27 protein-coding genes and 1 riboswitch are annotated in these 26202 nt (G+C 45.8%); of the genes, 17 read left to right on the forward strand and 10 right to left on the reverse strand.

What is annotated here, in order from left to right; translation table 11 throughout:
* Nucleotides 1-118: 118 nt before the first annotated feature.
* Nucleotides 119-2452, forward strand: a complete 2334-nt coding sequence (locus F9L33_RS10440; protein ID WP_152142730.1) for a cache domain-containing protein — start codon at nt 119-121, stop codon at nt 2450-2452.
* On the forward strand, nt 2445-3074 hold the full coding sequence (locus F9L33_RS10445; protein WP_152142731.1) for a response regulator transcription factor: 630 nt from the start codon (nt 2445-2447) through the stop codon (nt 3072-3074). Before F9L33_RS10440 ends, F9L33_RS10445 begins: the two co-directional genes overlap by 8 nt.
* Nucleotide 3075: 1 nt before the next feature.
* Here F9L33_RS10445 and F9L33_RS10450 read toward each other — a convergent pair whose 3' ends face one another.
* Nucleotides 3076-3969, reverse strand: a complete 894-nt coding sequence (locus F9L33_RS10450) for a MurR/RpiR family transcriptional regulator (RefSeq protein WP_152142732.1) — start codon at nt 3967-3969, stop codon at nt 3076-3078.
* Nucleotides 3970-4095: 126 nt separating this feature from the next.
* On the opposite strand from F9L33_RS10450, the gene F9L33_RS10455 reads away from it, so the two are divergent.
* Nucleotides 4096-4878, forward strand: coding sequence for a 3-keto-5-aminohexanoate cleavage protein (locus F9L33_RS10455; RefSeq protein WP_152142733.1), 783 nt, complete (start codon nt 4096-4098; stop codon nt 4876-4878).
* Nucleotides 4875-6200 carry an aspartate aminotransferase family protein gene (locus F9L33_RS10460; protein WP_152142734.1) on the forward strand — a complete coding sequence of 442 codons (1326 nt, stop codon included), beginning with the start codon at nt 4875-4877 and terminating at the stop codon, nt 6198-6200. Before F9L33_RS10455 ends, F9L33_RS10460 begins: the two co-directional genes overlap by 4 nt.
* An 11-nt stretch (nt 6201-6211) precedes the next feature.
* Here the strand turns inward: F9L33_RS10460 and F9L33_RS10465 are convergent, their stop codons facing one another.
* The 7 genes from F9L33_RS10465 to F9L33_RS10495 all read right to left on the reverse strand — a co-directional run bounded on the left by F9L33_RS10465 (nt 6212) and on the right by F9L33_RS10495 (nt 13194).
* On the reverse strand, nt 6212-8152 hold the full coding sequence (locus tag F9L33_RS10465; protein ID WP_370452116.1) for a DEAD/DEAH box helicase: 1941 nt from the start codon (nt 8150-8152) through the stop codon (nt 6212-6214).
* A gap of 135 nt (nt 8153-8287) precedes the next feature.
* Complete coding sequence (locus F9L33_RS10470) at nt 8288-9643, reverse strand: ATP-binding protein (RefSeq protein ID WP_152142735.1); 1356 nt, start codon at nt 9641-9643, stop codon at nt 8288-8290.
* 10 nt (nt 9644-9653) lie between these two features.
* Nucleotides 9654-10199, reverse strand: coding sequence for a heme NO-binding domain-containing protein (locus F9L33_RS10475; RefSeq protein WP_152142736.1), 546 nt, complete (start codon nt 10197-10199; stop codon nt 9654-9656).
* Between the two features lie 88 nt (nt 10200-10287).
* On the reverse strand, nt 10288-10785 hold the full coding sequence (locus F9L33_RS10480) for a hypothetical protein (RefSeq protein WP_152142737.1): 498 nt from the start codon (nt 10783-10785) through the stop codon (nt 10288-10290).
* Nucleotides 10782-11615, reverse strand: a complete 834-nt coding sequence (locus F9L33_RS10485) for a DUF3365 domain-containing protein (RefSeq protein WP_193222019.1) — start codon at nt 11613-11615, stop codon at nt 10782-10784. Before F9L33_RS10485 ends, F9L33_RS10480 begins: the two co-directional genes overlap by 4 nt.
* On the reverse strand, nt 11608-12288 hold the full coding sequence (locus F9L33_RS10490; RefSeq protein WP_152142739.1) for a hypothetical protein: 681 nt from the start codon (nt 12286-12288) through the stop codon (nt 11608-11610). The genes F9L33_RS10485 and F9L33_RS10490 overlap by 8 nt, the downstream gene beginning before the upstream one ends.
* A 132-nt stretch (nt 12289-12420) precedes the next feature.
* Nucleotides 12421-13194 carry a transporter substrate-binding domain-containing protein gene (locus F9L33_RS10495; protein ID WP_152142740.1) on the reverse strand — a complete coding sequence of 258 codons (774 nt, stop codon included), beginning with the start codon at nt 13192-13194 and terminating at the stop codon, nt 12421-12423.
* 112 nt (nt 13195-13306) lie between these two features.
* Here F9L33_RS10495 and F9L33_RS10500 point away from each other — a divergent pair, with 112 nt between their 5' ends.
* From F9L33_RS10500 to F9L33_RS10560, 13 genes are all read left to right on the forward strand, one after another.
* Nucleotides 13307-14017: an amino acid ABC transporter ATP-binding protein gene (locus tag F9L33_RS10500; protein ID WP_152142741.1), complete on the forward strand. Its 711-nt coding sequence runs from the start codon at nt 13307-13309 to the stop codon at nt 14015-14017.
* Nucleotides 14018-14026: 9 nt separating this feature from the next.
* Entirely contained in the window at nt 14027-14794 is a 768-nt protein-coding gene (locus tag F9L33_RS10505; protein WP_152142742.1) for an amino acid ABC transporter permease, read from the forward strand.
* 3 nt (nt 14795-14797) lie between these two features.
* On the forward strand, nt 14798-16333 hold the full coding sequence (locus F9L33_RS10510) for an AMP-binding protein (protein ID WP_152142743.1): 1536 nt from the start codon (nt 14798-14800) through the stop codon (nt 16331-16333).
* Nucleotides 16334-16397: 64 nt separating this feature from the next.
* Nucleotides 16398-16504: riboswitch (TPP riboswitch) on the forward strand.
* A gap of 52 nt (nt 16505-16556) precedes the next feature.
* Nucleotides 16557-17357, forward strand: a complete 801-nt coding sequence (gene thiD / locus F9L33_RS10515) for a bifunctional hydroxymethylpyrimidine kinase/phosphomethylpyrimidine kinase (protein ID WP_152142744.1) — start codon at nt 16557-16559, stop codon at nt 17355-17357.
* Nucleotides 17357-18328 carry an FAD-dependent oxidoreductase gene (locus F9L33_RS10520; protein ID WP_152142745.1) on the forward strand — a complete coding sequence of 324 codons (972 nt, stop codon included), beginning with the start codon at nt 17357-17359 and terminating at the stop codon, nt 18326-18328. Before thiD ends, F9L33_RS10520 begins: the two co-directional genes overlap by 1 nt.
* On the forward strand, nt 18318-18515 hold the full coding sequence (gene thiS / locus F9L33_RS10525) for a sulfur carrier protein ThiS (protein ID WP_152142746.1): 198 nt from the start codon (nt 18318-18320) through the stop codon (nt 18513-18515). The genes F9L33_RS10520 and thiS overlap by 11 nt, the downstream gene beginning before the upstream one ends.
* A 2-nt stretch (nt 18516-18517) precedes the next feature.
* A complete protein-coding gene (locus tag F9L33_RS10530) occupies nt 18518-19291 on the forward strand; it encodes a thiazole synthase (RefSeq protein WP_152142747.1) in 774 nt (257 codons plus the stop codon).
* Nucleotides 19288-19884 carry a thiamine phosphate synthase gene (locus tag F9L33_RS10535; protein ID WP_152142748.1) on the forward strand — a complete coding sequence of 199 codons (597 nt, stop codon included), beginning with the start codon at nt 19288-19290 and terminating at the stop codon, nt 19882-19884. The genes F9L33_RS10530 and F9L33_RS10535 overlap by 4 nt, the downstream gene beginning before the upstream one ends.
* Nucleotides 19881-20855: a HesA/MoeB/ThiF family protein gene (locus tag F9L33_RS10540; protein WP_193222020.1), complete on the forward strand. Its 975-nt coding sequence runs from the start codon at nt 19881-19883 to the stop codon at nt 20853-20855. The genes F9L33_RS10535 and F9L33_RS10540 overlap by 4 nt, the downstream gene beginning before the upstream one ends.
* Before the next feature lie 17 nt (nt 20856-20872).
* The gene (locus F9L33_RS10545) at nt 20873-21808 is read left to right on the forward strand and encodes an ABC transporter substrate-binding protein (RefSeq protein ID WP_152142750.1); all 936 of its coding nucleotides are present in this window, start codon (nt 20873-20875) and stop codon (nt 21806-21808) included.
* The gene (tenA, locus tag F9L33_RS10550; RefSeq protein WP_152142751.1) at nt 21808-22494 is read left to right on the forward strand and encodes a thiaminase II; all 687 of its coding nucleotides are present in this window, start codon (nt 21808-21810) and stop codon (nt 22492-22494) included. Before F9L33_RS10545 ends, tenA begins: the two co-directional genes overlap by 1 nt.
* On the forward strand, nt 22491-23219 hold the full coding sequence (locus tag F9L33_RS10555; protein ID WP_370452124.1) for an ABC transporter ATP-binding protein: 729 nt from the start codon (nt 22491-22493) through the stop codon (nt 23217-23219). Before tenA ends, F9L33_RS10555 begins: the two co-directional genes overlap by 4 nt.
* Entirely contained in the window at nt 23216-23947 is a 732-nt protein-coding gene (locus tag F9L33_RS10560) for an ABC transporter permease (protein ID WP_152142752.1), read from the forward strand. The genes F9L33_RS10555 and F9L33_RS10560 overlap by 4 nt, the downstream gene beginning before the upstream one ends.
* Here the strand turns inward: F9L33_RS10560 and F9L33_RS10565 are convergent.
* Nucleotides 23944-25191: a glycerate kinase gene (locus F9L33_RS10565; protein ID WP_193222021.1), complete on the reverse strand. Its 1248-nt coding sequence runs from the start codon at nt 25189-25191 to the stop codon at nt 23944-23946. The two genes, F9L33_RS10560 and F9L33_RS10565, sit on opposite strands and share 4 nt — an antisense overlap.
* A 1-nt stretch (nt 25192) precedes the next feature.
* Entirely contained in the window at nt 25193-26164 is a 972-nt protein-coding gene (locus tag F9L33_RS10570) for a D-glycerate dehydrogenase (RefSeq protein WP_226804087.1), read from the reverse strand.
* Between the last annotated feature and the right edge of the window lie 38 nt (nt 26165-26202).

The following is a 26202-nucleotide window of genomic DNA, read 5'->3' on the forward strand; positions in this document are numbered from 1 at the left end:
GCTTTAGAGTTTGCACTTTAACAGCAATGGTATTGACCAATACACAACAGCACTATCAGTATAGGGTCATGTATTCAAAAATTGAGGGTATCAAAAACTCTCTATAGGAGCTTACTGAATGAAACTTTCGCTTGGTGCCATACTTGCGATTTGCTTAGCTGGCTTACAGCTTATAGCAGTGCTTTCAGTTGTTCTGTCATCTTATGTAACATCTGAACGCGTGCTGTTGGATCATGCACGTTCTTTACTAAGCGATCTTGGCCTCAATGCTATTGAACATTCAAAGGGTTTTTTACAACCTGCCCGTGGCACTGCGGAACTTGCTAAACGTTTGGCAGAAAACGAAATTGTTGCAAGCGATAACCCTGAAATATTGGAAAAACTATTATTTCAAAACTTGCAAATTTCCCCTCAGTTTTCGGGCCTATATTATGGTGATCAAACAGGTAGTTTCGTCTATGTTATGCGCAGCAGCAGTATTGGCCCATATCGTACAAAGATCATCACAAACAGCAAAGGGGATCGTGTCACAAAATTCATCTGGCGCAATGAAGATTACTCGGTTGTTGGAACACGATTTGATGCGACAGACACATTCGACCCAAGAGAGCGGCCTTGGTACAAAAATGTGCTCAGAACTCGTGATATCATTTGGACTGACCCCTATATTTTCTTTTCATCAAAGAAACCTGGAATTACTGCAGCATCCCCTGTCATTAAGTCAAATGGACAATTAGATGGCGTGATTGGTGTCGATATTGAGATCGACGCGATATCGGATTTTCTATCGAATCTAAAGATTGGTAATAACGGTGCGGTCATAATATTGAACCGAAATGGGGATGTGATTGCACATCCAAACCCTGATTTGATCAAGATTGAAGATGCTGATGGAACCTTGAAATTTGCGAATATCAACGAGATCCTAGACCCTATTGCGCAAGCCGCTTTTGGGACGTTGCCAAAAACAGATGACGTAACTGTACAAACGGAAATAAGTTCCAAGTTTAAACATGGTGGAAAAACCTATGTGTCAACTTTGATGCCAATGGGCCAATCCGAACTTCCGTGGACTATTGCAGTTTATGTGCCAGAAGATGACTTCACTGGGGGTATAAAAGACAATAGAACCAGAAATATATGGATTGCATTCGCCATTGCGGTGATTACGGGATTGCTTGGGTTAAAGTTGGCAGATCGTATTATTAAACCAGTTCGTGATTTTGCTGTGCGCGCAGAATTAGCCTCTAAAGGTGAGGTTGATGTCTCTAAGGATTTGCCAAAAACTTACCCAGAACTAGAAGACGCTAATGACACTTTAGTTCATGAAATCGTTCAGCGGAAAATTTCAGAACGTGAATACGGCCAGACATTTGATCTTGCATCACGCGGCATGGCAGAAATATCACCGAACACAGGACGTTTCATTCGTGTAAATTCACAACTTGCGGACATCTTAGGGTACAGCGCAGATGAGATATTGGGCATGCGCTTTTCCGACATTTTACATCCGGACGATTCTGACACATACGCATTTTTCCAAGATGCTGTTCATGAAGATTACGAATACAATCAGGAAAAACGGTACCTACATAAAGATGGCTCTACGATCTGGTTGCGCGTAAATGCCATTCTTATTCGCGATGAACATGGTAAACCATTGCACGCTGTGGCGACCGTTGATGATGTGACCGCGCAAAAAGTATCTGAAGTGAAAATTAACGGGCTTAGCAGAGATTTATCTCACTTTGCACGTGTAAACATGATGGGTGAGATGGCCGCAGGTTTAGCACATGAATTGAACCAACCTTTGACAGCAATCACACAAAATGCTGATGCCGCACTTTCGACATTACAAGAACAGACAACATCTGATCCTGAACTGACACAGATACTGACAGAGTTGGATCAGCAAGCGCACCGTGGTGCTGATATTATCCGTGCTTTGCGTGGATTTGTACGTAAGGACGAAGGATCGAAAGCTGCTTTCGATTTTTCTGAATTGGTAGAACAAGCGCTGCATCTTGTTCAATCCGAAGCAAGCGTCCATGGCATTTCCATTGTGTTTAATGCCGAAAATATCCCAAATGTTTTCGGCAATCGCATTCAAATTGCACAAGTCCTAGTCAATCTTATTCGTAATTCGATTGAAGCTATTGCAAGCGGAAATACAGCCCTTAAGCAAATTGATGTCATTGCTAAGGAGATTGATAATTTCGTGGAAGTTTGGGTTGAAGATACTGGTGCAGGAGTTAATCCAGATATCAATCTGTTCACGCAATTTGAAACCAGTAAAAGTGATGGTATGGGTTTAGGTCTTTCCTTTAGTCGTTCTATTGTTGAAGCAAATGGTGGTCAACTTTGGTACGATGTAAATAGCGCCGAAAAATCAAGGTTTTGTTTTACTCTTGCCAGCGCAGTTGTAAATGAAGAGGTTCTTTCAAATGTCTGAAGCCAATCTAACTGTTTTCCTCGTTGATGATGATGAAGATATCCGCTCATCCCTTTCAAGAGCTTTGACTAAGCGTGGTTTTCACATTGAGAATTTTGCGTCTGCAGAAGAGTTTTTAGACACTTATAATGGTGAAAAATCTGGATGTCTGTTGCTGGATTACGGAATGCCCCGTATGAACGGTCTAGAGTTGCAACAACACATGATCAGCAAAGGATACTCACTTCCGATCATTTTCATCACAGGCCACGGCGGCATTCCAGAATCCGTTCAAGCAATGAAAGCGGGTGCCATCGATTTTTTGGAAAAACCATTCCGCCAGAAAACATTGGTAGATTGCATCAATGCAGCATTTGAAACAGCTTTGGCGACGCAGGAACACGAAAAGAAAACAAAAGATCTACGTATCAAATTTGAACGCCTGACAGATCGGGAAAAAGAGATTGCCCAACTAATGGTTTCAAATTCATCTAGTACTTCCAGTAAAGACATTGGCAGGATATTAAATATCAGTCCGCGCACAGTTGATCATCACCGCGCACGCATCTTAGATAAAATGAATATAAATTCCGTCACAGAATTGGTCGATTTATCGATACGTGCAAATCTGTTTTCAAAATAGCTTATCTGATACGAGGCCGTCTCGGTTTCCAATACGCCCCCGCTTGATCACGCATGGATTCATAATTTGTGATTCTGGTTTTTACACCCTCTCCACCTCGCTTGATGAGATAGGATAATAAGCATTCCAAAACAGCCATTGCCCCACCGAAGCATGCAAATTCATGCGTAGAAAATGTGGACACTTTTAAAAAGTAATCTGGTTTGACATTAGGCCCAATCACTTCAGAATCTGATATCAAAATGATTTTTGCGCCTCGTTCTTTGGCAAACCGCATCGCTTGGATCGTTTCCGAACTATAAGGTGCAACCGTGATGGCCAGCAGGACATCGTCCTTCCCAATATCAACCAGTTCATCAAGTGGTGCGCTCATATACTTGGGAACCAATTGCAACTGCGGAACGGCCATACGACCAACATAATGAAAGTAATACGCCAATGCATAGCTAGCTCTAACAGCAACGGTATAACAATTTTTACTGGCCTGAATGACGTTAGAAATTTCTTCAACACGTTCGAGTGTCATAAGATGTAATGACCGCGATATATTATGAAGCTCATTGTTGATCGCTTGGGCATGCTGCTTTCCAGCCTCTCCATGCTCTTCTATTTCTGCGATCCATTCTTGACCTTCTATTGCTTCATTTTCCGCCACCAAAGCCACACGAAAAGGTTCGCGAAACGCATCGAACCGTTCAAAATCATACCTCTGTGCCAAACGCACCAATGAGTTTGGGCTCACGCCTATTTTCTGGGCCGATGTTCTAAGAGTATCCAAGCCAAAATCATTTGGATAATCCACAACGTATTTTGCGGCTGACTTTAAACTGACAGGCAGACCATCAATTGTGTTTCGGATCGTTTCTATAAGTTCAAATTTTTGAATTGGTTTCATAAAAATACTCCCAAACCAAAAAAGAACATATGTTTCTATTTTATTCAATTGAAATCAAATGTGCATAATGAAAGAGTTTTATTAATATACTTTACACCTTGAGGTATTGAAAATGCTGGACAGAAAATGACACCCTATAAATTAACGGTTGCCCCCAACGGGGCAAGATTGCAAAAAACAGATCACCCAGCCCTTCCAATCACCATCGCAGAGACTGTGAAAACAGCACAGGATTGTTTCACAGTTGGGGCCAATGAAATCCATCTACATGTTCGAGAAGATGACGGCAGCCACAGCTTAGATGCAGATCGTTATCATGAATGTATTCAAGAATTGAATAAAGCCGTTCCCGATATGACAATTCAAATCACAACCGAAAGTGCAGGAGTTTTTGACGTTCGCCAACAGCTTGACTGTATAGAACAGCTGCGCCCCAAAGCTGCTAGTATCTCGGTACGCGAAATGGCTCGTGACCCAAAACTGGCAGCGCGTGTTTATGCTATATGTGCAGAGGCACACACAAAAGTGCAGCATATATTATACACGCCAGAGTGTGCTGCGCAGCTTATTAGATGGCAGCAAGATGAAACAATCCCTTTAAACCAGAATGATGTGATATTCGTGCTTGGATATTACAATCCACCCGTGCTGGGGCAGCCTGATCATATAGATCGGTTTTTAACAACCATTAAAGGGCATAACTACAAATGGACTGTCTGTGCTTTTGGGAAAAATGAACACGCCTGTTTGTTAAAAGCTATTCAGCTTGGCGGGCATGTCCGCATTGGATTTGAAAACAATGATCGACAACCAAATGGGCAAAGATATGCAGATAATGCTGCGTCTGTTTCTGCATTTACCGCACTCGCAAAAGCGCATGATTTCACTGCAATGAAGGTTAAAAAATGAGCCATGTTTTTCCACGTCATACAAAAGCCAACTTACCAACCGCTGTTGCGGGGGATGGATGCTATTTAATTGATAAAGATGGCAAACGTTATTTCGATGGCAGTGGCGGCGCAGCAGTATCTTGTCTTGGCCACAGCAATGAACGCGTCATATCAGCGGTGCAAAGCCAAGTCGGAAAACTTGCGTTTGCTCATACAGGTTTTCTAACTTCTAACCCAGCAGAAGAATTAGCTGATTTATTGATCGAACACGCGCCAGGGGCCTTAGACCGCGTTTATTTTGTTTCAGGCGGGTCAGAAGCGGTAGAAGCGGCGATAAAGCTATCGCGCCAATATCATCTTGAGAATGGTGAACCTCAACGTGAACACATTATCGCACGTAAGCAAAGTTACCATGGGAATACTTTAGGCGCACTTGCAGTAGGTGGAAATCAATGGCGCCGTCAACAATTTGACCCTTTGCTAATCAATATCAGTCATATCTCACCATGTTATGAATACATTGGACGAGGCGAGGATGAGACGCGTTTTGATTATGGTCAACGCATGGCGCAAGAATTAGAGGATAAAATCCTACAGCTTGGTACAGATAAAGTAATGGCTTTTATTGCTGAGCCTGTTGTTGGTGCAACCCTTGGTGCCGTTGCTGCCGTTGAAGGGTATTTCAAGCGTATACGCGAGATTTGTAACGTTTATGGTGTCCACCTTATCCTTGACGAAGTTATGTGTGGTATGGGGCGGACTGGCCATCTGTTCGCCTGCGAAAAGGATAATGTTGATCCTGACTTTGTATGTATCGCCAAAGGTCTTGGTGCAGGATATCAACCTATTGGCGCAATGCTGTGTACTTCGCAAATTTACGAAGCCATCCAAAATGGAACTGGTTTTTTTCAGCATGGCCATACCTATATTGGACATCCAGTTGCTGCTGCTGCAGGTGTTGCTGTTGTGAAAGAAATATTAGAAAATGGGTTAGTCAATCGTGTGCGAACCATGGGACAAAAATTACAAACAGCCTTAAAGGCCGAATTCGCCCAACATCAACACGTTGGCGATATCCGAGGCCGTGGGTTGTTCCAAGGTATTGAGTTCGTCAAAAATCGTTCAACAAAAGAGCCATTTCCTGCAACGGATAGGCTGGCAGGAAAAATAAAGAAAGCCGCATTTGAAGCTGGCCTTATTTGTTATCCAATGCCAGGCACACGAGATGGTAAAGTCGGTGATCACGTTCTGTTAGCGCCACCCTTTATTTTGGATGACGCACAGATTGATGAAATCATAATGAAACTCTCTCAAGCAGTAGACAAGTCAATAAAGGTATAACTGTTCATAAGTCACTTGGAACGTTCTGCCTTTGTACGTGCTTTTTTACGTTTACCTTTAGCAATAGCCGCTTTGGATTTACCTTTGGCAGCTCTGCTTTCTGATTTCTTCTTCAGACGTTTTACTGCACCATCACCCAATAAATCGTCCTCTGGCCTTTTCTTTGCAAATGGCGCGCTTTTGGAACCACCTTTTGGGCGTTTCTTGCTTGGTTCTTGTCCACTGTTGTGATCCCAGTAGTCTTTATCAGATCGTGTATGTGAACGTGATTGTGGTTTTTCTTTACCACCACCACGTGGTTTATTATCACGGTGGCGGCCGCCTGAATTTGGGCGTGGTGATGCTGTGATCTTAGGCGCTTTATCCAGTTGAATTAACGTTGCGCCAGCCTCTACATTCAAATCTGGTCCCATCGCTTTTACAAAAGCATCAACGCTGGATTTACGGATTTCAATAAAGGTTTCATTTTGTTGAACACGAATGGCACCAACATCTTCTTTGGTAATGCCCCCCGCTTTGCAGATCATGGGCAGAATGCGCCGCGCTTCTGCATTATCTTTGCGCCCCCCAGCAAGAGAGAACCAAACGCTTGCACCAAAAGCAGCACGTTTTTGCGGTGCACCATCAGAGCCCGATGCGCTTAATTCTTCAGGGGCAGATTGCCGGCTATTATAAAGACGTAAATATGCAGCTGCAATTTGTTCTGCACTATAAAGTTCTGCAAGTTTCTGCGCACCAGCTTGCTCTTTTTCTGAAATGTCTTGTTGCCACGTTGGGTCATTCATCAAGCGCTCTTCGTCGCGGGCGATAACAGCATCAGCGGATGGTGCGTCACTCCATTCAGCCGTCACTTTTGCGGACTTCAAAATGCGTTCTGCTTTACGGCGTGATTTAGCTGGAACGATCAATGCGCTGACACCTTTGCGCCCAGCGCGACCAGTACGACCAGAACGGTGTAAAAGTGTTTCGTGGCTAGATGGTAATTCCGCGTGAATCACCAATTCAAGATTCGGCAAATCAATACCGCGGGCAGCAACATCCGTTGCGATACAAACGCGTGCACGACCATCACGCATGGCTTGTAATGCATGTGTCCGTTCATTCTGAGAAAGCTCACCAGACAAGGCAACAACAGAAAAACCACGGTTTGAAAAACGTGTTGTTAAACGGTTTACCATTGCACGAGTGTTACAAAATACAATCGCAGTTGGAGACTCGTAAAACCGCAAAACATTGATAATTGCGTTTTCACCATCGCGCGCAGAAACATTCATCGCTCGGTATTCGATATCGCTATGCTGCGATGCTTCGGCTTTTGTTGTGACCCGTACAGCGTCTTTTTGGTAATGCTGTGCAAGTGTTGCAATCGAGCGTGGAACCGTTGCGGAAAACATTAATGTGCGGCGATCTTCGGGCGCTTCGCCAAGGATCATTTCCAGATCTTCGCGAAACCCAAGGTCCAGCATTTCATCTGCTTCGTCCAAAACCACGGCACGCAATGCGTTCATATTCAATGAGCGACGGCCAATGTGATCCCGTAAGCGCCCTGGTGTACCCACAACAATATGTGCCCCACGTTCCAAAGTGCGGCGCTCATCACGCATGTCCATACCACCCACACAAGATGCAATGGTCGCACCCGCTTTGCCGTACAACCATTCCAACTCACGTTTCACCTGTAGTGCCAATTCACGTGTTGGTGCAATGATCAACGCCAATGGCTTACTAGCTTTTGGGAAGCGTTCCATATCCCCTAAAAGCGTTGGTGCAATCGCCAAACCAAAGCCAACAGTTTTACCTGAGCCTGTTTGGGCAGATACTAATAAGTCTGCTTCACCAAGCTCTGGTTGCGTTACAGCTTCTTGTACAGGTGTTAAAGTATCATAGCCACGCGCCTTTATGGCGTCTGAAAGAGTTTTTATCACAGCGTTATCTTCTATGGTTGGGTCCATCACCAGACCTGTCTGATCTCTGTAACATGGCACCTAAACTCGTGCTGGCAGAGAATAAGATTCGGCTGGTATAGGCTTTACTCTGGAATGTATAGCCCAAGATAGTATTCGCATCCGAATGATGCTCATATGATGTTAATCAACACCGCTTAATGCATCGGCCATAACTTGAAAAAGTACATTCTTTTTCACTGGTTTTGCCAAGTGATTATCCATCCCTACATCAATATATTCTGCAATTTGGTGTACCATAGTATTGGCCGTTAAGGCCAAAATTGGTGTATGTTTTCTGTTGAGTTCCGCATCTTTTTTGCGAATGGCCTGCGTTGCCATAACGCCATCGACGATTGGCATGTTAATATCCATGAAAATCAAATCAAATTCAGTCGTTTCCGTTGCATCAATGGCTTCTTGCCCATTGCCAGCAACGGTAATATCCAAATCAAATTGCTTTATGAATTTTTTAAAGACTAATTGATTAGTTCGATTGTCTTCGGCCAATAATATACGCCACTTCTTTTGTCCAATAATAGCTATAGAACTATCCATGTCGCGTTCCGCGTCATCCGCGATGGCTTCTGTTAAAATAACATTCACAGTCGCTGTAAAACATGACCCAGAACCCTCCGTACTTTCAATATGAATATCGCCATCCATCAATGCACATATCTGTTTGGAAATAGACAGTCCCAGCCCAGTCCCACCGTGTTTACGCGCAACAGATGCATCCACTTGAACAAACGGTTGGCATAATCCAGCTATCTTATTCGCAGGTATGCCAAGCCCTGTATCATAAACCGCAATGTTCAATTTTCCCTTTTGGTTGGTCTCTGTATCCAATGTAACATCGACAATAACAGACCCTATACTGGTAAATTTTATCGCGTTCGAGATCAAATTACCAACCACTTGGCGCAACCGCACAGGGTCACTTTTGATCCAACGCTTTGCACTTTCTTCGACACGGATTTCGAATGTAATACCTTTCTCTATAGCCTTGAAAGAATACAACTGGTGTGTTGCTATAAACAACGCTTCCAAATCAAATGGTAAGGTTTCAATTTCCAACTGTCCTGCTTCGATTTTAGACAGGTCTAAAATATCATTCAACACTGCCAGCAAAAGTTGGCCCGAATCCACAATTGTAGCAGCCATTGATTTTTGCTCATCGGACAGCTTTGTATCGGTTAATGCTTCCGCCATACCCAAAACACCATTGAGGGGTGTTCGAATTTCATGGCTCATACTTGCCAAAAAAACACTCTTGGCATGGCTTGCTGCCTCTGCCACTTCTCGGGCTTTTTCCAAATCCGCAGTGCGTTCCTGAACGGTTTGCTCTAGGTCATCTGCCTGTTTTATAAGCTTTTGATTTACATCCCATAGTTCACGGCTTTTCCCATCCAGCAATTGCTCTGCTTCTTGGCGAGCAAGGCGTTCGCGGTTGTAACGCCTGCGTGAAACATGCGGGCTGTCTGTTGGCGTATGTAACATTCGAAGCCCTTTACGCAGCCATAGAGATTTGAAAGTCTGCTTTGAACTCACGGCCAGAACTGTGGTCAACTTTATTGATCTGTGCAGGAGCTTTAAAGTGTTCAATACATGCTTCGATCATGCCTTGGCAAAAATCAATCAAAGGACGTTCAGAGCAATAAATCATCTTTAATGTAGTTTCATCCAAACGTTCTGTTGCAAATGTTGGCAACTCTACCTCAGGATATAGTTTTCGCACTTCTACATGTACTTCATCTTCAATGGATTCCAGCATGGTAAAGGCGTCATCTTTACCAACAAAAAAAGCAGGATAACCTTCGGCAAAACGCATAAACATCCAACGGCCAAATTTGTTCTGCAATTCAGATACAGGTGCATCTAATTTTTCACTAAATGCCTGAACAATAATCATCAACTCGCTACATGGATAATTGCCGACTGCGGTAAAGGCACCACCATTCTCCAAAGGACATTCATCCAAGATCGCATCAACGGCTTCTTCGCCTGCTATAGATTCTGCCATATTCAACAGCTCTACAAAAACCACACCCTTCATTCCAATCTCCTTATGTTTGCTTAACGACATCGTTAGGGGGTGAGGGTTAAGAAGGCGTTTAATCTTGTTGTTATGTTTCGATCAAAATTTATGAACCTTGGTACAATAAAGCGACCCATATATGGACGGCGATTAAGGGTAACATGATAAATGACAAGGAAATATGAACCCAAAACCACGTCAAATACATCCAGTGCTTTGGATACGAAATAATCTCACGGTTCAGCACACCCGTGATAGCTGTCAGTATGAAAACAATAACCAATGCAGATGTCCACATATGCCCAGCGCTAATGGCATGAAAGGCAAACAATAGAACCGTCATAACCCCTATCCATCTGTGTGCAAGATAGTGAAATCGCATCTGTTTTGTACGTTGCGTTTGACGCAAATATAAAAGGAACCATTGATAAGATATAACTATTACAAGAGCCGTACCCGATATGACTTGCCAAGTAAACTTAGGTACGTTTGGCTTAAGAAACCCCTGCAATTGCTGCATCAATGCAGCCAATGCCACAACGATCGCAAAAATAGCAAAGATCAAATATGGCTGCTTCTTTGCCTTTAAGACTATCGCATTCATTGCACATCCTCCTTTGGTTGGTTCGAAGCCAGCTGTATTAGGATCGTTTCGGCGGATGCGCGGCGCACTTCCGCCATGAAAATCTTGGCATTTGGCAAAACAACGTTTGTCTTGCTTGGCCATTCATCGGTGATCGGTATCGGCTGTTGAAAGCTTTCTGTTTTCTCCAGATATAATGCGTAGGTTTCTTCGATAGATTGAAACACCGCGTCCAAAGTCTCTAAATACTCTGAACTGCCGATGAGACCTTTGGGATATGTCCATGTCGTTGCACCCATCACATCATTCAATTCCCAATCCGTTTTAGGGCTGTCTAAATGATCATTGTGACAAGCAACACAGGGTTGCGCCCCTGCAATGTCAGGATACATCGCAACATATCCGATCATTTCATCTTGTTTAAAAATCGGGGCACGCGTTTGTTTCAATGTTGTAAATACTTTGGCTTGTTCACCCGTAAAAAGATTGGATTTATTGATCGGCTCATCGGACCCTAGATATAATCCCAAACGTGGTGGCTTTGTTTCTAATTGTTGGGCGACTAAGCGTAAGAACAATGCTGGAAGTGGGCCTTCTTCCACATTTGGTTCGGCCCAATCTTCACCATATTTAAATCCGATTTTCAAACCAACGCCAACAATACGTTTTGTATAGATTGTACGTGCCGCTTCATTGGCTGCATTCACAGCGTTAAACAGCTTTTCCACCTCAACCATACGCGCACCTGCTCTCACTCCATTTTGGTCATTCAAAGGTGGTGGAGCAGAGGCAAAGAGATAGACACTCATACATGTGAAAATTCCAACTAAGATTATCTTTGTTCTATTCATTTTCTTTCGCCTTATATGTTTTAACATCCCCATAGGGGCTGGGGCCCGCGTTTAAATATGCGCGTATATCGTCAAGTGAATGTGCCGCTTTGAGTGTTAACGGTGCCTTAACTGGATGGTTGCCGTGAAAGTCGTGGCACCCCAAACAGGTACCCCATGATTTATCTGCCAGTAATGTTTTATGAGGCACATCAATCGGGTCATTCTTAACATTCAGGTCAGCATGGCATGCCTGGCAAAATTCTGGCTCCACAAACACCCGTTGATCTGCATGCTCTGAATGGCAACCAAGACAAGACGATGCTTCAACTGTTTCTAGCGCTTTGACAAATCTTGGTTCGCGGAAACGGTAAATTGGGTGGCGTTCATTTTTACGCTCGTGACATGCGAGACATTGCGCAGAGGTAACAGGAGCATACCCAAAATCTGCGGGCGTTTCGCGTTGCCCTAATGCATACAAAATATTCGCTTGGATTTGCTGGCGGTATGATCCTGCACTTGGCGCGTGACACCCACTGCAATCGGTATTTTCGTGACCTGCCTGGATTGGACCATGCGCCACTAAGGGTTTGCCTGTATCCGTTAATAGAACCGCACCACCAAGCAATACAACTGGAATAGCCGCTATGAGAGCAAATAAGCGTAATCTTTGAAGGCTGACTTTCTTTGCCACGATACTAACCTTATTTTAATACATATTAAAATTAAGGTTATTTTGATTAAAGACTGTTTAAGAATTTATTAAAATAAACGAAAAAGCGCGACCCACTGGATCGCACTTCACTCTAAAATGTTTATGGAAAGCTTATAAACCCCATTTATCGCGTGTCGCAGCAAAGAACCCCTTTGCCTCTTTAAGTTCGATCCAGCTGTTCACATAATTGATCCAAACTTGATCTGCTTGTGGCAACAACATCGCAATCGGTGTTGGCGCACGTGCTTCAACATCAATGGCTGCTACTTCTGGAAATTTCGTCACCAATGTAGAGCCTTCGATGTTCGACGTTACAAACACATCTGCACGACCTGCAAGAACTTCTTGGTATCCACGCGCTGGGGCCTCTACTGTTTTGATGTCTGCGTTCGGGAACCAGTCTTTGACCAGCTTTTCAAATGATGTGCCCAATGTTGTTGCGACCTTCACGCCTGGTTGGTTGATCGCATCCCAGCTGTCGAATTTCGCAGCTTTGTCTTGTGTCGTGAATGGCAGCATTTCCACATATATGTAGCTGTCAGAATACCCTGCGACTTTCATACGTTTTGTGCTGATCGATGCAGAACCTGTCATGTGGTAGTTGCCCGCAACGATACCGTTCACCAATGTTTTCCAATCTGTTGGAACCATTTCCAGTTCAACACCCAAATCTTTGGCAAGCTCGGTTACGATGTCGATATCATAACCTTTGTAAGTGTTTGTCGCTGGATCTTTCACAGACATAGGGTTCCAATCCCCAGTTGTGCCAACTTTCAATGTGCCATTGTTCAAAATGTCATTTAACGCAGATTGCGCTGATGCAGGTGCACTGATCAAAAGTGCCACAGCCGTCGCTGCTAATCCAAGTGACTTTAGTAGTTTCATAATTTACCATCCCTTATTAATTTCACTTAACTTATCGTTGATACGAAATTTGTCGAGTTTATTTCCCGCACTATTTGTGTGTAGATAGGCGTAACAGGGTCGGGAAAACTGAATGCCAAGCACACAACATGCGATTGAAATCACGGGTTTGAACAAATGGTTCGATGATTTTCACGCTTTGAAAGATATCAACCTTACGATCAGCCAAGGCGAACGCGTTGTGATTTGTGGCCCGTCTGGATCAGGTAAATCCACACTCATCCGCTGCATCAACGATCTTGAAACACATCAGTCTGGTGAGATCATCGTCGATGACACCCAAGCAAATATTGGAATGGTGTTTCAACAGTTCAATCTGTTTCCACATTTAACGGTTCAACAGAACTTGACGCTCGGGCCAATGAAGGCGCTCGGGCTGTCAAAAGCAGACGCGGAAGAACGCGCAATGAAATTCTTAGAACGTGTTCGCATTCCAGAACAAGCTGATAAAAAACCACGCCACCTGTCTGGTGGACAACAGCAACGTGTAGCAATTGCGCGATCTTTGTGTATGTCTCCCGAAATCATGCTGTTTGATGAGCCAACATCTGCACTTGATCCTGAAATGATCGCAGAGGTTCTGGATGTGATGACCGATCTTGCAGATGACGGCATGACCATGATTGTTGTCACGCATGAAATGGGTTTTGCCCGTAAAGTGGCCGACCGTATGGTATTTATGGATGGTGGTGAGATCATCGAAACAGGCACACCAAAAGAGTTTTTCTCCACCCCAAAATCAAAGCGCTGTAAGCTGTTCCTTGAACAGATTTTGCAACATTAGGAGGGGTTGATGCGACTTAATACTTTTTACGCCGTTTTTTCCCTTTTGCTTTTAACGGGATGTGCATCAACCAGTAATACTTGGGGTTGGTATGTGATCAACCCTAATACTCCAAGTGGTTTGGCCAACATCAAATTCCTTTTGAATGGATTTGGCGCAACGATCAGCCTGTCAGTGATTGCGGCTTTGATGTCGATGGCGATCGGTTTGTTCGTCGCATTACCCAGCATATCGCAAAACAGATGGGTACGTTTACCATCCCGCGTATACGTAGAAATCATTCGCGCAATTCCATTGCTGCCAATGTTGTTTTGGGTTTTTTATGGTCTGCCTGTAATTTTCAAATCCATGGGGCTGAACATATCCATTGATCCGTTTTGGGGAGCGATTATCACGCTTGCCATTTCAGACAGCGCTTTTACTGCAGAGATTTACCGTTCTGGCATTCAATCCGTCAGCAAGGGGCAAACAGAAGCAGCAAAGACTGTTGGCCTAAACTACGTACAAACTATGCGTTATGTGATCTTACCCCAAGCAATCCGCCGCATCTTACCCCCCCTTGCGAACCAATTTATTTACATCGTGAAAATGTCCGCCTTTGCATCTGTCATTGGTATGCAAGAGCTAACACGCCGCGCCAATGAATTGGTTGTCACTGAATACCGCCCATTAGAGATATACACGCTGTTAATTTTAGAATATCTGGTTCTTGTCTTAATCATCAGCTTTGGAGTACGATGGTTGGAACGCAAAATGGATGCGGATGAAAGCAAGTAATCTATGAGATTTGATAGCCAAACCCCTCCGAAAGGGACTGTACGTGATTGGATAAATCACCGTGCGGATATAACCCCTGACGAGGTCAGCCATTTCTTTCCAGATAAGGGCACCACGCTCACTTGGGGCGAGCTACGAGATTCTGCGCGTGACGTGGCATATCGTTTGACGGCACTTGGCATCGATAAGGGCGAAAGTGTTGCCATCTGCAAGCCCAATGGGCGCAATGCAATCATATGCTTGTTTGGGATCTTTTATGGTGGATTTCGGGCAACGCCGCTTGATCTTTCTGTCGAAGCGTCCCAGTTGGGACATTCCATAAATCATTGTAAATGCAGATATATTTTTCTGGGAAAGAGTCAGGTAGGCCTATTTGGCGCCGCTTTATCAGAAGTCGACGCGCACCCCTGTACGATCCCCGTTGATACGCACATCATGTTCCCTGGTGCAGGTAAATTACAAGACGTTGCTTTGCATGACATCACCGCTGACGATCATGCATTGTTGATGTACACATCAGGTACGACGGGTGTACCCAAAGGTGTTGTTCACACCCATGCCAGCCTATTGGCAGGCGGCTGGGCCACATCTATTGCACATGATCTTACATCCGAAGATCGCGCGTTTTGTGTTTTACCTTATTACAACATCAACGGATTATGCGTCACACTTATCGCCCCATTGATATCAGGTGGCCAAGTTGCGATGGCGATCAAATTCTCTGCCAGTAAGTTTTGGCAACATTGCGAAGATTACGAAGCCACATGGTTTTCCGCAGTACCAACCATTCTTTCGCATCTTTTACATAGTGATCGCGTTCCGAATGAGATGTGTAAAAACCGTATGCGGTTTGGACGCTCTGCTTGCGCCCCTCTTGCCCCAGAAGTGCAAACCAGTTTTGAAGAAAAATTTGGCGTTACCATCATCGAAACGATGGGCTTAACAGAAGCTGCTGCTTCTATCCTTGCAAGCCCTTTACCGCCCAAACAACGCAAACTTGGGTCATCAGGAATTGCTTGTGGAAATGAGATAGCAATTTTCAACCATAAACAAGAACCTGTAAAAACTGGAATGACGGGCGAACTTGTTGTGCGGGGTCCGAATATCCTGAAAGAATATCTGGACAACCCAGAGGCCACAAAAGCCGTTTTAATTCACGATGGATGGTTCCGCACTGGTGACATGGGCTATCAAGATGAAGACGGCTATGTTTTTGTGACAGGCCGCTTAAAGGAATTGATTATCAAAGGTGGTGAAAACATTGCACCACGTGAGATTGATGATGTGCTTTACAGCCATAAAGAAGTCATCGAAGCAGCCGTTTTTGCCAGCCAATGCGAAACTCATGGTCAGCGTATCGATGCCGCAGTGGTTACACCAGTTGGCAGCACCGTTTCTGGCGCTGAATTGATCGAGCTTTGTAAAAGCAAATTAGGCCCATACAAATGTCCCGATAACATCCATTTCGTTAAAGAATTGCCCAAAGGCGCATCAGGGCAGATACAACGTTTAAAGCTGAAAGAGCTATTTTCTGAATAAACTTTCGGGTTTTCGCAACAGCACCTTGCCGCTTGAACCCCCGAACAGATTATCTTACAAGATCATCATACCGTTGGAGATCCCCAATTGAGGGGCTGAGAATTGCAATTGCATAAATCCATCGAACCTGATCCGGGGCAAACCGGCGTAGGGAACGGTCACGACTTATGTCCCCCGCTTCCTATACCATGACACTTCGGATCGTAATGATGCGGAGTAGACTATGACAGCGATAGCTTTGACAATTGCAGGATCAGACAGTGGTGGCGGTGCTGGTATCCAAGCCGACCTAAAAGCGTTTTCAGCTTTGAGGGCATATGGCGCTAGTGTAATTACAGCGATCACAGCACAAAACACACAAGCGGTTACCGCTGTTCAAGAGATTTCCACCGATGTGATTGCCGCACAGATTGACGCAGTGTTGAGCGATCTGTCAGTGAATGCGGTCAAAATCGGCATGCTGTCTTCGCCAGAGATTATTTCAACTGTTGCAAAAGGTTTAAAAGGCTTTGACGGCCCTATCGTTCTGGACCCTGTGATGGTGGCAAAATCAGGCGATGCATTGCTTAAAGACGAAGCTGTGTCTGCGTTGATTTCTGAACTATTGCCAATGGCAACTGTGCTGACACCTAACCTGCCAGAGGCCGCAAAGCTATTGGACATAGATGAAGCTGCATCATCTGAAGATATGCAATCACAAGGGCAAGCTTTGCTGAACCTTGGTCCGCAAGCCATTCTTATGAAAGGTGGTCATGCAAGCGGGGATGTTTGTAGTGACTTCCTTATTTCAGATGGCGATACTGTTGAGCTTACGGCCAAACGTGTTGATACGAAAAACACGCATGGTACGGGCTGTACATTGTCATCATCTATAACAGCAGGTTTAGCCAAACGATTGCCGCTGAATGCAGCGGTTCGTGAAGCGCATACATACTTGCAACAAGCGATCTTGAAAGCGGATGATTTGAATATCGGATCAGGCCATGGCCCCGTGCATCACTTTCACCAAGTTTGGACTGAATAATGGTTGATGTATCCATCATAGGTGCAGGAGTGGCTGGGCTGTGTATGGCCACAGAAATTGCTGCGCGTGGTGGAACAGTACATCTGTATGACCGCGAGGCTGCCATTGGCGAACACGCCTGTTCATGGTGGGCAGGTGGGATGCTGGCACCCTTTTGCGAAGGCGAAAGTGCCGAAGAACCTGTTGTGCGTTTGGGGCAAGAATCCATCGATTGGTGGGACACACATGCAGGGGGCGTTGAACGCAACGGTTCCCTTGTTTTGGCAATGGGGCGCGATCAATCAGAGTTGAAACGTTTTGCGCGGCGCACCAGTAATTTTGATCATGTAAGTGGTGATTTCATTGCTGAAAAAGAACCCGATTTAGAGGGACGTTTCAATGCTGGTTTGTTTTTTGGAAGCGAAGCGCATTTGACGCCAAGAGTGGCGTTGAGTGCGTTGTCTGAAAAGCTGGCCACGAAAGGTATTCACGTTCAAACGAGTTCTGCGCCCGAACAGACCACAATCGATTGTCGTGGTTTGTCTGCCAAGGATGCATTGACCGATTTGCGCGGTGTCAAAGGAGAAATGCTGGTTTTGAAATGCCCTGACATTACCTTGTCCCGCCCTGTGCGATTGTTGCATCCGCGTATCCCGCTTTACATCGTACCGCGTGGTGATGGTGTTTTCATGTTGGGCGCCACAATGATTGAAGCAACCGAGCGTAGCCGTATTACGGCGCGATCCATGCTGGAATTGCTGTCAGCCGCTTATGCGCTGCATCCAGCGTTTGGTGAGGCTGAAATATTGGAAATTGGTGTGGATGCACGCCCCGCGTTTCCTGACAATCTACCCCGCATTCGCAAACGCGGTGATGTAATTTATGCAAACGGTTTGTACCGCCATGGGTTCCTGTTGGCACCTGCTTTGGCACGTATGACCGCAGACTACTTATTCGAAGGCAAACGCCCAGAGGTGATGGATGAAGATTAATGTAAACGGCGAAAGCCAGAATGTAACGGCCGCGACATTGGCGGAGGCTTTGATCGAGCTGGGCTTTGGCGATGCAAAGGTTGCTACAGCGGTAAACGAAGGTTTCGTGCCCGCAGGTTTGCGTGCTGGTCACGTATTGAACGAAGGGGACAGATTGGAAGTTCTGGCCCCGATGCAAGGGGGTTAACCATGCGCCAATTCTACGGTGTCACTTTAGACAATCCTTTGATGTTAGGTACTGCGCTTTATCCATCCCCTGCAATTTTGGCGGATGCGTTTGCGCAATCCAAAGCGGCAGTTGCAACTGTATCGCTGCGCCGCGAAAGCGGGCAGGATAAAGCGGGGCAAGAGTTCTGGTCTATGATCCGCGATTTGGGCGTAGCGATCCTACCCAACACCGCTGGCTGCCATACTGTGAAAGAGGCGGTAACAACCGCGCATATGGCGCGTGAAGTGTTTGATACGAAGTGGATCAAGCTTGAAGTCATTGGGCATACGGACACGTTGCAACCTGATGTGTTTGGATTGGTGGAAGCCGCGCGTATTCTGACCGAAGATGGATTTCAGGTGTTCCCTTATACGACTGAGGATTTGGTTGTTGCGGATAAACTGCTGAACGCTGGGTGCGAGGTTCTTATGCCTTGGGGCGCGCCGATTGGATCAGGGCAAGGTTTGAACAATATCCTTGGCCTGCGGACATTGCGCGCGCATTTTGAGGATGTGCCTTTGGTCGTGGATGCAGGTATCGGCCTGCCGTCCCATGCCGCGCAAGCGATGGAGCTGGGCTATGATGCTGTGCTTTTAAATACAGCCGTTGCGAAAGCGGGTGATCCTGCGCAAATGGCGCGTGCTATGGCATTGGCTGTGGAAGCTGGTCAACTTGCGGCTGTTGCTGATCCTATGGAGCCACGCGATATGGCCGCCCCTTCTACCCCTGTTATTGGAAAGGCGTTCTTGGAATGAGTTTAGACCGTTTCTACCCTATTTTTGACCGCGCAGAGTGGCTGCCACGCATGTTGCCACTGGGTGTAAAACTGATGCAATTGCGCATCAAAGACCAGCCTTTGGATGTTGTGCGGTCTGATATCAAGATCGCCAAAAAGCTTTGTGCAGACTATGGATGCGAGTTGGTCGTGAACGACTTTTGGGAAATCGCAATGGATGAAGGGTGTGATTTCATCCACCTTGGTCAAGAGGATATGGATACGGCGGATATGGCTGCCATCCAAAAAGCGGGTATTCGGTTTGGTCTGAGTACACACGATGAAACTGAATTAGACCGCGCATTATCCTATAACCCAGAATACGTCGCCCTTGGGCCTGTGTATCCAACGATCTTGAAAAAGATGAAATGGACGGAGCAAGGTCTGGACCGTGTCACTGAATGGAAAAAGCTTGTGGGTGATACACCGCTTGTTGGCATTGGTGGCATGTCTGTGGAACGTGCTGCGGGTGTTTTTGCAGCGGGTGCCGATATCGTATCTGTTGTCACAGACATAACATTAAACACTGATCCAGAAGCACGTTTGACCGAATGGGTGAAAGCCACACGATGAGCCGTTATGCCCGTCAAATAATCCTGCCAGAGGTTGGCGCATCGGGGCAAAAAGCCCTGACAGATGCCCATGTTTTGGTTGTGGGTGCGGGTGGGCTGGGCGTACCTGTTTTGCAATATTTGGTTGGCGCTGGGATTGGGCGGATCACATTGGTAGACGGCGATGTTGTGGATGAAAGCAATCTACATCGCCAAACGCTTTATGGGCAATCTTGGGTTGGCAAACCAAAAGCAGAAGCTGCCAAAGAGATATTACATAACCTCAATTCAGAATGTGTTGTGACGCCTGTCGTTACATTTCTGGATCCTGTGAATGTTCACGATCTTATCCAAGATATCGACATTGCATTGGATTGCGCGGATAGCTTTGCAGCTTCTTATATTCTGTCTGATACATGCCTTGCACAAAACATCCCTTTGATCAGCGCATCTGCCCTTGGGCTTGCAGGATATGTTGGCGGTTTTTGTGGCGGCGCCCCCAGTTTACGCGCCCTCTTCCCTGATTTGCCTGACCGTGCGCAAAGCTGCGCCACCGCGGGCGTGCTTGGCCCAGTCGTGGGAACAATCGGGGCTATGCAAGCGCAAATGGCGTTGTCAGTATTGCTTAATCTAAAGCCCAGCCCGCTTGGGCAATTGGTGCGTTTTGATGCTGCAACATTCCGATCATCAAGCTTTCGATTTGATGCCGCACCAGAGCCAGAAAACATCCCCTATACTTTTATTGCATCTTCACAGATAAACGACACGGATTATGTTGTGGAATTACGAGGTGATATCGAAGCACCCACACCTGTGACACCCAACGCTTTGCGCGCAAATGCGCAAGAGTTTGGACAGAACGAGCCATTGCCCCAACAGGGACAACGCGCTGTTATGTGTTGCAAAAGTGGGTTGCGGGCTTGGACAGCTGCGAACAGATTGAATGACATATGGGACGGCCAAATCGTTTTGGTCGCCATGGGAGATAACTAACAAAGGGGACAGCGCAAATGCGTATCTTTGCAACTTTACTAATGATGATTATGGCGGCACCTGCAATGGCTGCTGATAAGATGACAGTTCTATTGGATTGGTTCATCAATCCAGACCACGGCCCGATTATTGTGGCACAAGAAAAGGGCTATTTTGCTGATGAAGGTCTGGAAGTTGAAATCGTAGCCCCTGCTGACCCTGCTGATCCCCCTAAACTGGTTGCTGCTGGTCAGGCTGAATTGGCAATTTCATACCAGCCATCACTGCACTTACAAGTCGCTGAAGGTTTGCCGTTGAAACGTGTTGGTACATTGGTTGCAACACCATTAAACTGTTTGTTGGTTCTAAAAGATGGCCCAATTCAAAACATTGCTGATCTTAAAGGCGGCAAAGTTGGGTTCTCTGTTGCTGGTGTTGAAGAAGCAGTTTTAGGTGCTGTTCTAAAAACACACGGTTTGACAGTTGATGATGTTGAATTGGTGAACGTGAATTGGTCTTTGTCGCCATCTTTGATGTCGAAGCAAGTTGATGCAGTCATCGGTGCATACCGTAACTTCGAATTGAACCAGATGGAAATCGAAGGCGTTGAAGGCAAGTGTTTTTACATCGAAGAAGAAGGTGTTCCAACATATGACGAGCTGATCTATGTGGCCAACCCAGCAACGATGGATGTAGATAAAATCAAACGCTTCTTGGCAGCGACTGAAAAAGCGACACAGTTTATTGTGAACAACCCTGAAACCAGCTGGGAAATCTTTTCAGGGTCTTCAAAAGAGTTGCAAGACGAATTGAACGCAAAAGCTTGGGTGGATACGTTGCCACGTTTTGCATTGCGCCCAACAGCATTGGATCACGGTCGTTATGCACATTTTGAGAACTTCTTGTTGGAAAGCGGTTTGATCAAAGAGGCAAAATCCGTTTCTGATTTGGCAATCGACCTTAACGCCCAATAATGAGCGCAGATACATCATATGGCAGCGTCTTTGCAGACTTGCGAGACGCCGCACCTGAGCCATGGCGCGCCTATACGCGCCATGCGTTTGTCGAAGGGGTACGTGATGGCACGTTACCAAAGGCAGCTTTCATTCATTATCTGATACAGGATTATGTGTTCCTTGTGCATTTTTCCCGTGCATGGGCATTGGCGGTTGTGAAAGCGGATACCTTAGAAGAAATGAAAATTTGCGGTGCCACTGTGAATGCATTGGTCAATGACGAGATGCAATTGCATGTGAAAACATGTGCAGAGCTTGGCATCAGTGAGGACCAACTTTTCAATGCTGTGGAAGAAGCTGAAAACCTTGCCTATACGCGTTATGTCTTAGAGTCTGGATATTCTGGTGATTTCTTGGACTTAATGGCGGCCTTGGCACCTTGTGTCATGGGGTATGGTGAAATCGGTGAGCGTTTAGGAAAAGAACGTACATCCGATATCTATCAAGATTGGATCAACACCTATGCCGATCCAGAGTACCAAGAGCTTTGCGTTATGGTTGGTGATATGATCGATGCTGCTTTCAAGTCGCGCTTAGGTGAAGATTATCAAAGCAGCCCACGCTGGGATGCTTTGATAAATCGTTTTTCCACCGCAACACAATTGGAAGTATCCTTTTGGGATATGGGATTGCGCGGCGCGTGACAGGTGGTGTTGGTATAAAGTTTTCAGGGTCTGCGACCATTGATGGTGCGCCCCTCTTTATGCCGATCACACTTAATATAACGCCTAATGAATGGACCTGTTTGTTGGGGCCATCTGGGGTTGGAAAAACAACCGTTTTACGCGAAATCGCTGCTTTGGAAACTGCTGTAGATTTCGATGGTAGTATTACAACTAGTGATAACAAACCCCTTAATGACCGCGTGGCCTATATGGCGCAAAGTGATCTGCTGTTTCCTTGGTTATCCGTTTTGGACAACATATGTATCGGGGCAAAGTTACGTGGGCAATCAGCTGATTTTGAACGTGCCACAAAGTTGTTAGATCGGGTCGGTCTAAGCGATCATAAAAGTAAAAAACCAAAAGCCCTATCGGGTGGTCAGCGTCAACGCGTGGCACTTGCACGGACATTGATGGAAGACCGACCCGTAATTTTATTGGACGAACCTTTTTCCGCATTAGATGCAAAGACACGTGCAGAGATGCAGGAACTGTCTGCGGAGCTGTTAAAGAGCAAAACTGTTCTGCTAGTCACACATGATCCAGCTGAGGCCGCACGATTGGGGCACTCTGTTTATGTCATGCAACAAGATGGGTTGCAGACAATAAAAATGCCGTCGACGTCCCCTATCCGCGCAACAGACGATGCTGACACTTTAACAACGCAAGGCGTCTTGTTCCGTATTCTTAGGGGACAAGTTATATGAATTGGAAGCATGGTCTACTATCTACTGTTTTTCTAATAGGCGTATGGCAATTGGTCATTATCATGACAGGCATACAGCGTTTTATTTTGCCACCACCTTGGACTGTTCTAGAAACCTTGTGGACGAGCCGTGCTTTAATTGCAGAACATACGCTTGTTACCTTAACAGAGATTATTATAGGGATGATCATCGGAACCATTTTAGGCGTTGCAACAGCGCTAAACTTGGCGGTATCCACAACAGCACGCGCAATATTGCGACCCATTTTAGTATTTCTCCAAGCAATGCCCGTCTTTGCGTTGGCTCCTATCTTAGTCTTATGGTTTGGGTTTGGCATTGCACCCAAAATAATAATGGCGGTAATGATCATCTACTTCCCGATCACATCAGCCTTTTTTGATGGGTTAATGAAAACACCCACTGGATACATGGATCTTGCCAAAACAATGGGTGCGAAGAGCATAAACACATTATGGCATATTCGCTTTAAGGCCGCATTACCTTCTCTTGGGTCAGGTTTGAGGTTGGCTGCAGTCTATGCCCCTATTGGTGCTGTAATTGGTGAATGGGTCGGTGGCTCGAAGGGGCTAGGGTATCTGATGTTATTAGCAAATGGACGTGTGAAAACAGACTTATTATTTGCCTCTCTCTTCGTCTTGGCATTTGTAACTGTTTGTTTACACCTTGCGGTGGACATACTCGCCAGACGGTTAGAAAAAGATCATTAACCGACGATTGCAACTTGCAAGTCAGCCACATTTGTTCCTGTTGCGCCAATCTTAATAAGCGCATCAATCCGCTCTAAAACAGGGTAGGAATTATTCTGTGCAAGTTCTGCATCCACATCGAATCCAGCTTCTGAAATCTGTGTAAGTGTTGTACCATTTACAACAGCGCCTGCTGCATCTGTTGGACCATCAATGCCATCTGTACCACCACTTAGAAATGCCCAATCGCGATCAGCCATTTGGCCTTTCATCAAATGCGCAACGCGCAATGCAAGTTCTTGATTACGGCCGCCCATCCCTTTGCCATTCAATTGCACAGTGGTTTCACCACCCCACAAAAATACAGTCTTTTGATCAGTGGGGGCATTCAACATAGCATCCACAATTTCGCGGGCTGCATCATTCACATCGCCCGTCATAGGAGCATCTGAAAACACAGTGTTAAAATCGCTCGGTACAGGTTTGGCCATCGCTTCAACACTGACAGTGTTTCCTGCGATTAGTATATTATGTGAAGGGGCAACCGCGCGTTTTTCAGGGCTGCTTAAGTAGTTTTGAACATCCGCAGGCAATTTATCCCAAAGCCCTGCACCGTTTAAAATATCCACTGCTTCAAACATGCAATCAGGTGCTGCAACAGTTGGGCCACTGGCAACGTCTGCCAGATTATCATCAGGCACATCGGACAGGATAAACGCATATAGATTTGCAGGAGCCGCCAAACGCGCAAAGCCCCCACCCTTTAACTGCGAGAGTGATTTACGTACGACATTCATCTTGCCAATCGGCAGACCAGAGCCAACCAAAATGTCATTCACTTTGATTTTGCTATCAAAGCTGATCTCAGGCACAGGCGCTGGTAGTAACGCCGATGCACCACCGCTTAGCAGTAAAAGAACAGTGTCGTCCGCTTCGGCCGCAGAGATTTTAGCTATGATCGCTTGAGCCGCTTTCACACCTTGAATATCAGGGGTTGGATGGCTTGAGCCCAGAACAATGCAATTGTCCAACTCTCTCAAGTTTTCATAGTTCGTCACAGCCATCGCACTGTCGGGCTGACACAATTCTAACGCCTGTTCCATCATTGCCATCGCAGCTTTGCCAGCGGCGATAACATGCAGTTTACCTTTAACTTGCAAAGCTTCTGGGCAATCTGCCAATGCGTTCTTCAATGCCAATGCAGGGTCAGCTGCTATAACGCCTGCGCCAAAGCAATCTCGTGTCAGTTTAACCAGTGTCGTCATATTACCCCTGTACCAAGTTTGGCGGTGTATCCCCATCAAAGAAAGCGATCGCATTGTCAGTCGCCATGTTACCCATTGCTTCGCGTGTTTCCAGCGTAGCACTGCCCAAATGCGGGGCAAGAACAACGTTATCTAGGGCTTTTAAATCGGCAGGAATGCTTGGTTCTTTTTCGAACACATCCAGACCAGCGCCCGCAATGCGCCCTTCTTTCAATGCTGCTGTTAAAGCCGTCTCGTCAACAACATCACCACGTGCGGTATTGATCAAATGTCCACTTGGTTTCATTGCTGCCAATGCTGCAGCATTCACAATCGGTTCTGCCTGACCACCTGGGCAATGCAGAGATACAAAATCAGAGGCTGCCATGACTTCGGCAACTGTATCCAGCTGGGTTGCATTCGTTTGTGCGGCAATATCATCGGCCACTTTCGAGCGGTTTTGGAACACCACTTTCATACCAAACCCGTGGTGCGCGCGGTGTGCCATCGCTTGACCAATGCGGCCAAAGCCGATGATACCCAATGTAGCACCTGTAACTTTTGCCCCAATCATGTGTGTTGGACGCCAGCCTGTCCAATTGTCAGAGCGCACTTCACGTTCACCTTCGCCAATGCGGCGTGCGGATGACAATAACAACCCCATTGCAATGTCAGCTGTACAATCCGTCAAAACACCCGGTGTGTTTGTAACTGTCATACCAGCGGCATGCGCTGCTGTTATATCAATGTGGTTATACCCAACACCAAAGTTCGCCAATAACTTTGTACGCACATTCGGTGCTGTGTAAGCGTCCGCAGGTATCATATCTGAAACTGTTGGCAATACGGCATCATAGTTCTGGAACGCCGATACAAATGCAGCTGCATCAAAGGGTACATCCGTTTCATTCAATGTCACATCAAAAGTTTCGCGCAAGCGCGCTTCTACAGACGCAGGCCATTTGCGTGTTACAATTAACTTAGGTTTTGTCATAATCTTTCTCCCACACACCTTTGAAAAACAAATAGGTG

Origin of the sequence: Amylibacter sp. SFDW26 (assembly GCF_009184395.1) — a bacterium.
Lineage (GTDB): Bacteria > Pseudomonadota > Alphaproteobacteria > Rhodobacterales > Rhodobacteraceae > Amylibacter.

Coding starts and splice junctions, on each gene's coding strand:
- F9L33_RS10485 (WP_193222019.1), bottom strand. CDS start 11,615: ATGAATAGAACAAAGATAATCTTAGTTGGAATTTTCACATGTATGAGT.
- F9L33_RS10530 (WP_152142747.1), top strand. CDS start 18,518: ATGCGCCAATTCTACGGTGTCACTTTAGACAATCCTTTGATGTTAGGT.
- F9L33_RS10500 (WP_152142741.1), top strand. CDS start 13,307: ATGCCAAGCACACAACATGCGATTGAAATCACGGGTTTGAACAAATGG.
- thiS (WP_152142746.1), top strand. CDS start 18,318: ATGAAGATTAATGTAAACGGCGAAAGCCAGAATGTAACGGCCGCGACA.
- F9L33_RS10540 (WP_193222020.1), top strand. CDS start 19,881: ATGAGCCGTTATGCCCGTCAAATAATCCTGCCAGAGGTTGGCGCATCG.
- F9L33_RS10520 (WP_152142745.1), top strand. CDS start 17,357: ATGGTTGATGTATCCATCATAGGTGCAGGAGTGGCTGGGCTGTGTATG.
- F9L33_RS10565 (WP_193222021.1), bottom strand. CDS start 25,191: ATGACGACACTGGTTAAACTGACACGAGATTGCTTTGGCGCAGGCGTT.
- F9L33_RS10495 (WP_152142740.1), bottom strand. CDS start 13,194: ATGAAACTACTAAAGTCACTTGGATTAGCAGCGACGGCTGTGGCACTT.
- F9L33_RS10455 (WP_152142733.1), top strand. CDS start 4,096: ATGACACCCTATAAATTAACGGTTGCCCCCAACGGGGCAAGATTGCAA.
- F9L33_RS10545 (WP_152142750.1), top strand. CDS start 20,873: ATGCGTATCTTTGCAACTTTACTAATGATGATTATGGCGGCACCTGCA.
- F9L33_RS10505 (WP_152142742.1), top strand. CDS start 14,027: ATGCGACTTAATACTTTTTACGCCGTTTTTTCCCTTTTGCTTTTAACG.
- F9L33_RS10475 (WP_152142736.1), bottom strand. CDS start 10,199: ATGAAGGGTGTGGTTTTTGTAGAGCTGTTGAATATGGCAGAATCTATA.
- F9L33_RS10440 (WP_152142730.1), top strand. CDS start 119: ATGAAACTTTCGCTTGGTGCCATACTTGCGATTTGCTTAGCTGGCTTA.
- F9L33_RS10510 (WP_152142743.1), top strand. CDS start 14,798: ATGAGATTTGATAGCCAAACCCCTCCGAAAGGGACTGTACGTGATTGG.
- F9L33_RS10480 (WP_152142737.1), bottom strand. CDS start 10,785: ATGAATGCGATAGTCTTAAAGGCAAAGAAGCAGCCATATTTGATCTTT.
- F9L33_RS10460 (WP_152142734.1), top strand. CDS start 4,875: ATGAGCCATGTTTTTCCACGTCATACAAAAGCCAACTTACCAACCGCT.
- F9L33_RS10535 (WP_152142748.1), top strand. CDS start 19,288: ATGAGTTTAGACCGTTTCTACCCTATTTTTGACCGCGCAGAGTGGCTG.
- tenA (WP_152142751.1), top strand. CDS start 21,808: ATGAGCGCAGATACATCATATGGCAGCGTCTTTGCAGACTTGCGAGAC.
- F9L33_RS10450 (WP_152142732.1), bottom strand. CDS start 3,969: ATGAAACCAATTCAAAAATTTGAACTTATAGAAACGATCCGAAACACA.
- thiD (WP_152142744.1), top strand. CDS start 16,557: ATGACAGCGATAGCTTTGACAATTGCAGGATCAGACAGTGGTGGCGGT.
- F9L33_RS10470 (WP_152142735.1), bottom strand. CDS start 9,643: ATGTTACATACGCCAACAGACAGCCCGCATGTTTCACGCAGGCGTTAC.
- F9L33_RS10560 (WP_152142752.1), top strand. CDS start 23,216: ATGAATTGGAAGCATGGTCTACTATCTACTGTTTTTCTAATAGGCGTA.
- F9L33_RS10445 (WP_152142731.1), top strand. CDS start 2,445: ATGTCTGAAGCCAATCTAACTGTTTTCCTCGTTGATGATGATGAAGAT.
- F9L33_RS10570 (WP_226804087.1), bottom strand. CDS start 26,164: ATGACAAAACCTAAGTTAATTGTAACACGCAAATGGCCTGCGTCTGTA.
- F9L33_RS10465 (WP_370452116.1), bottom strand. CDS start 8,152: ATGGACCCAACCATAGAAGATAACGCTGTGATAAAAACTCTTTCAGAC.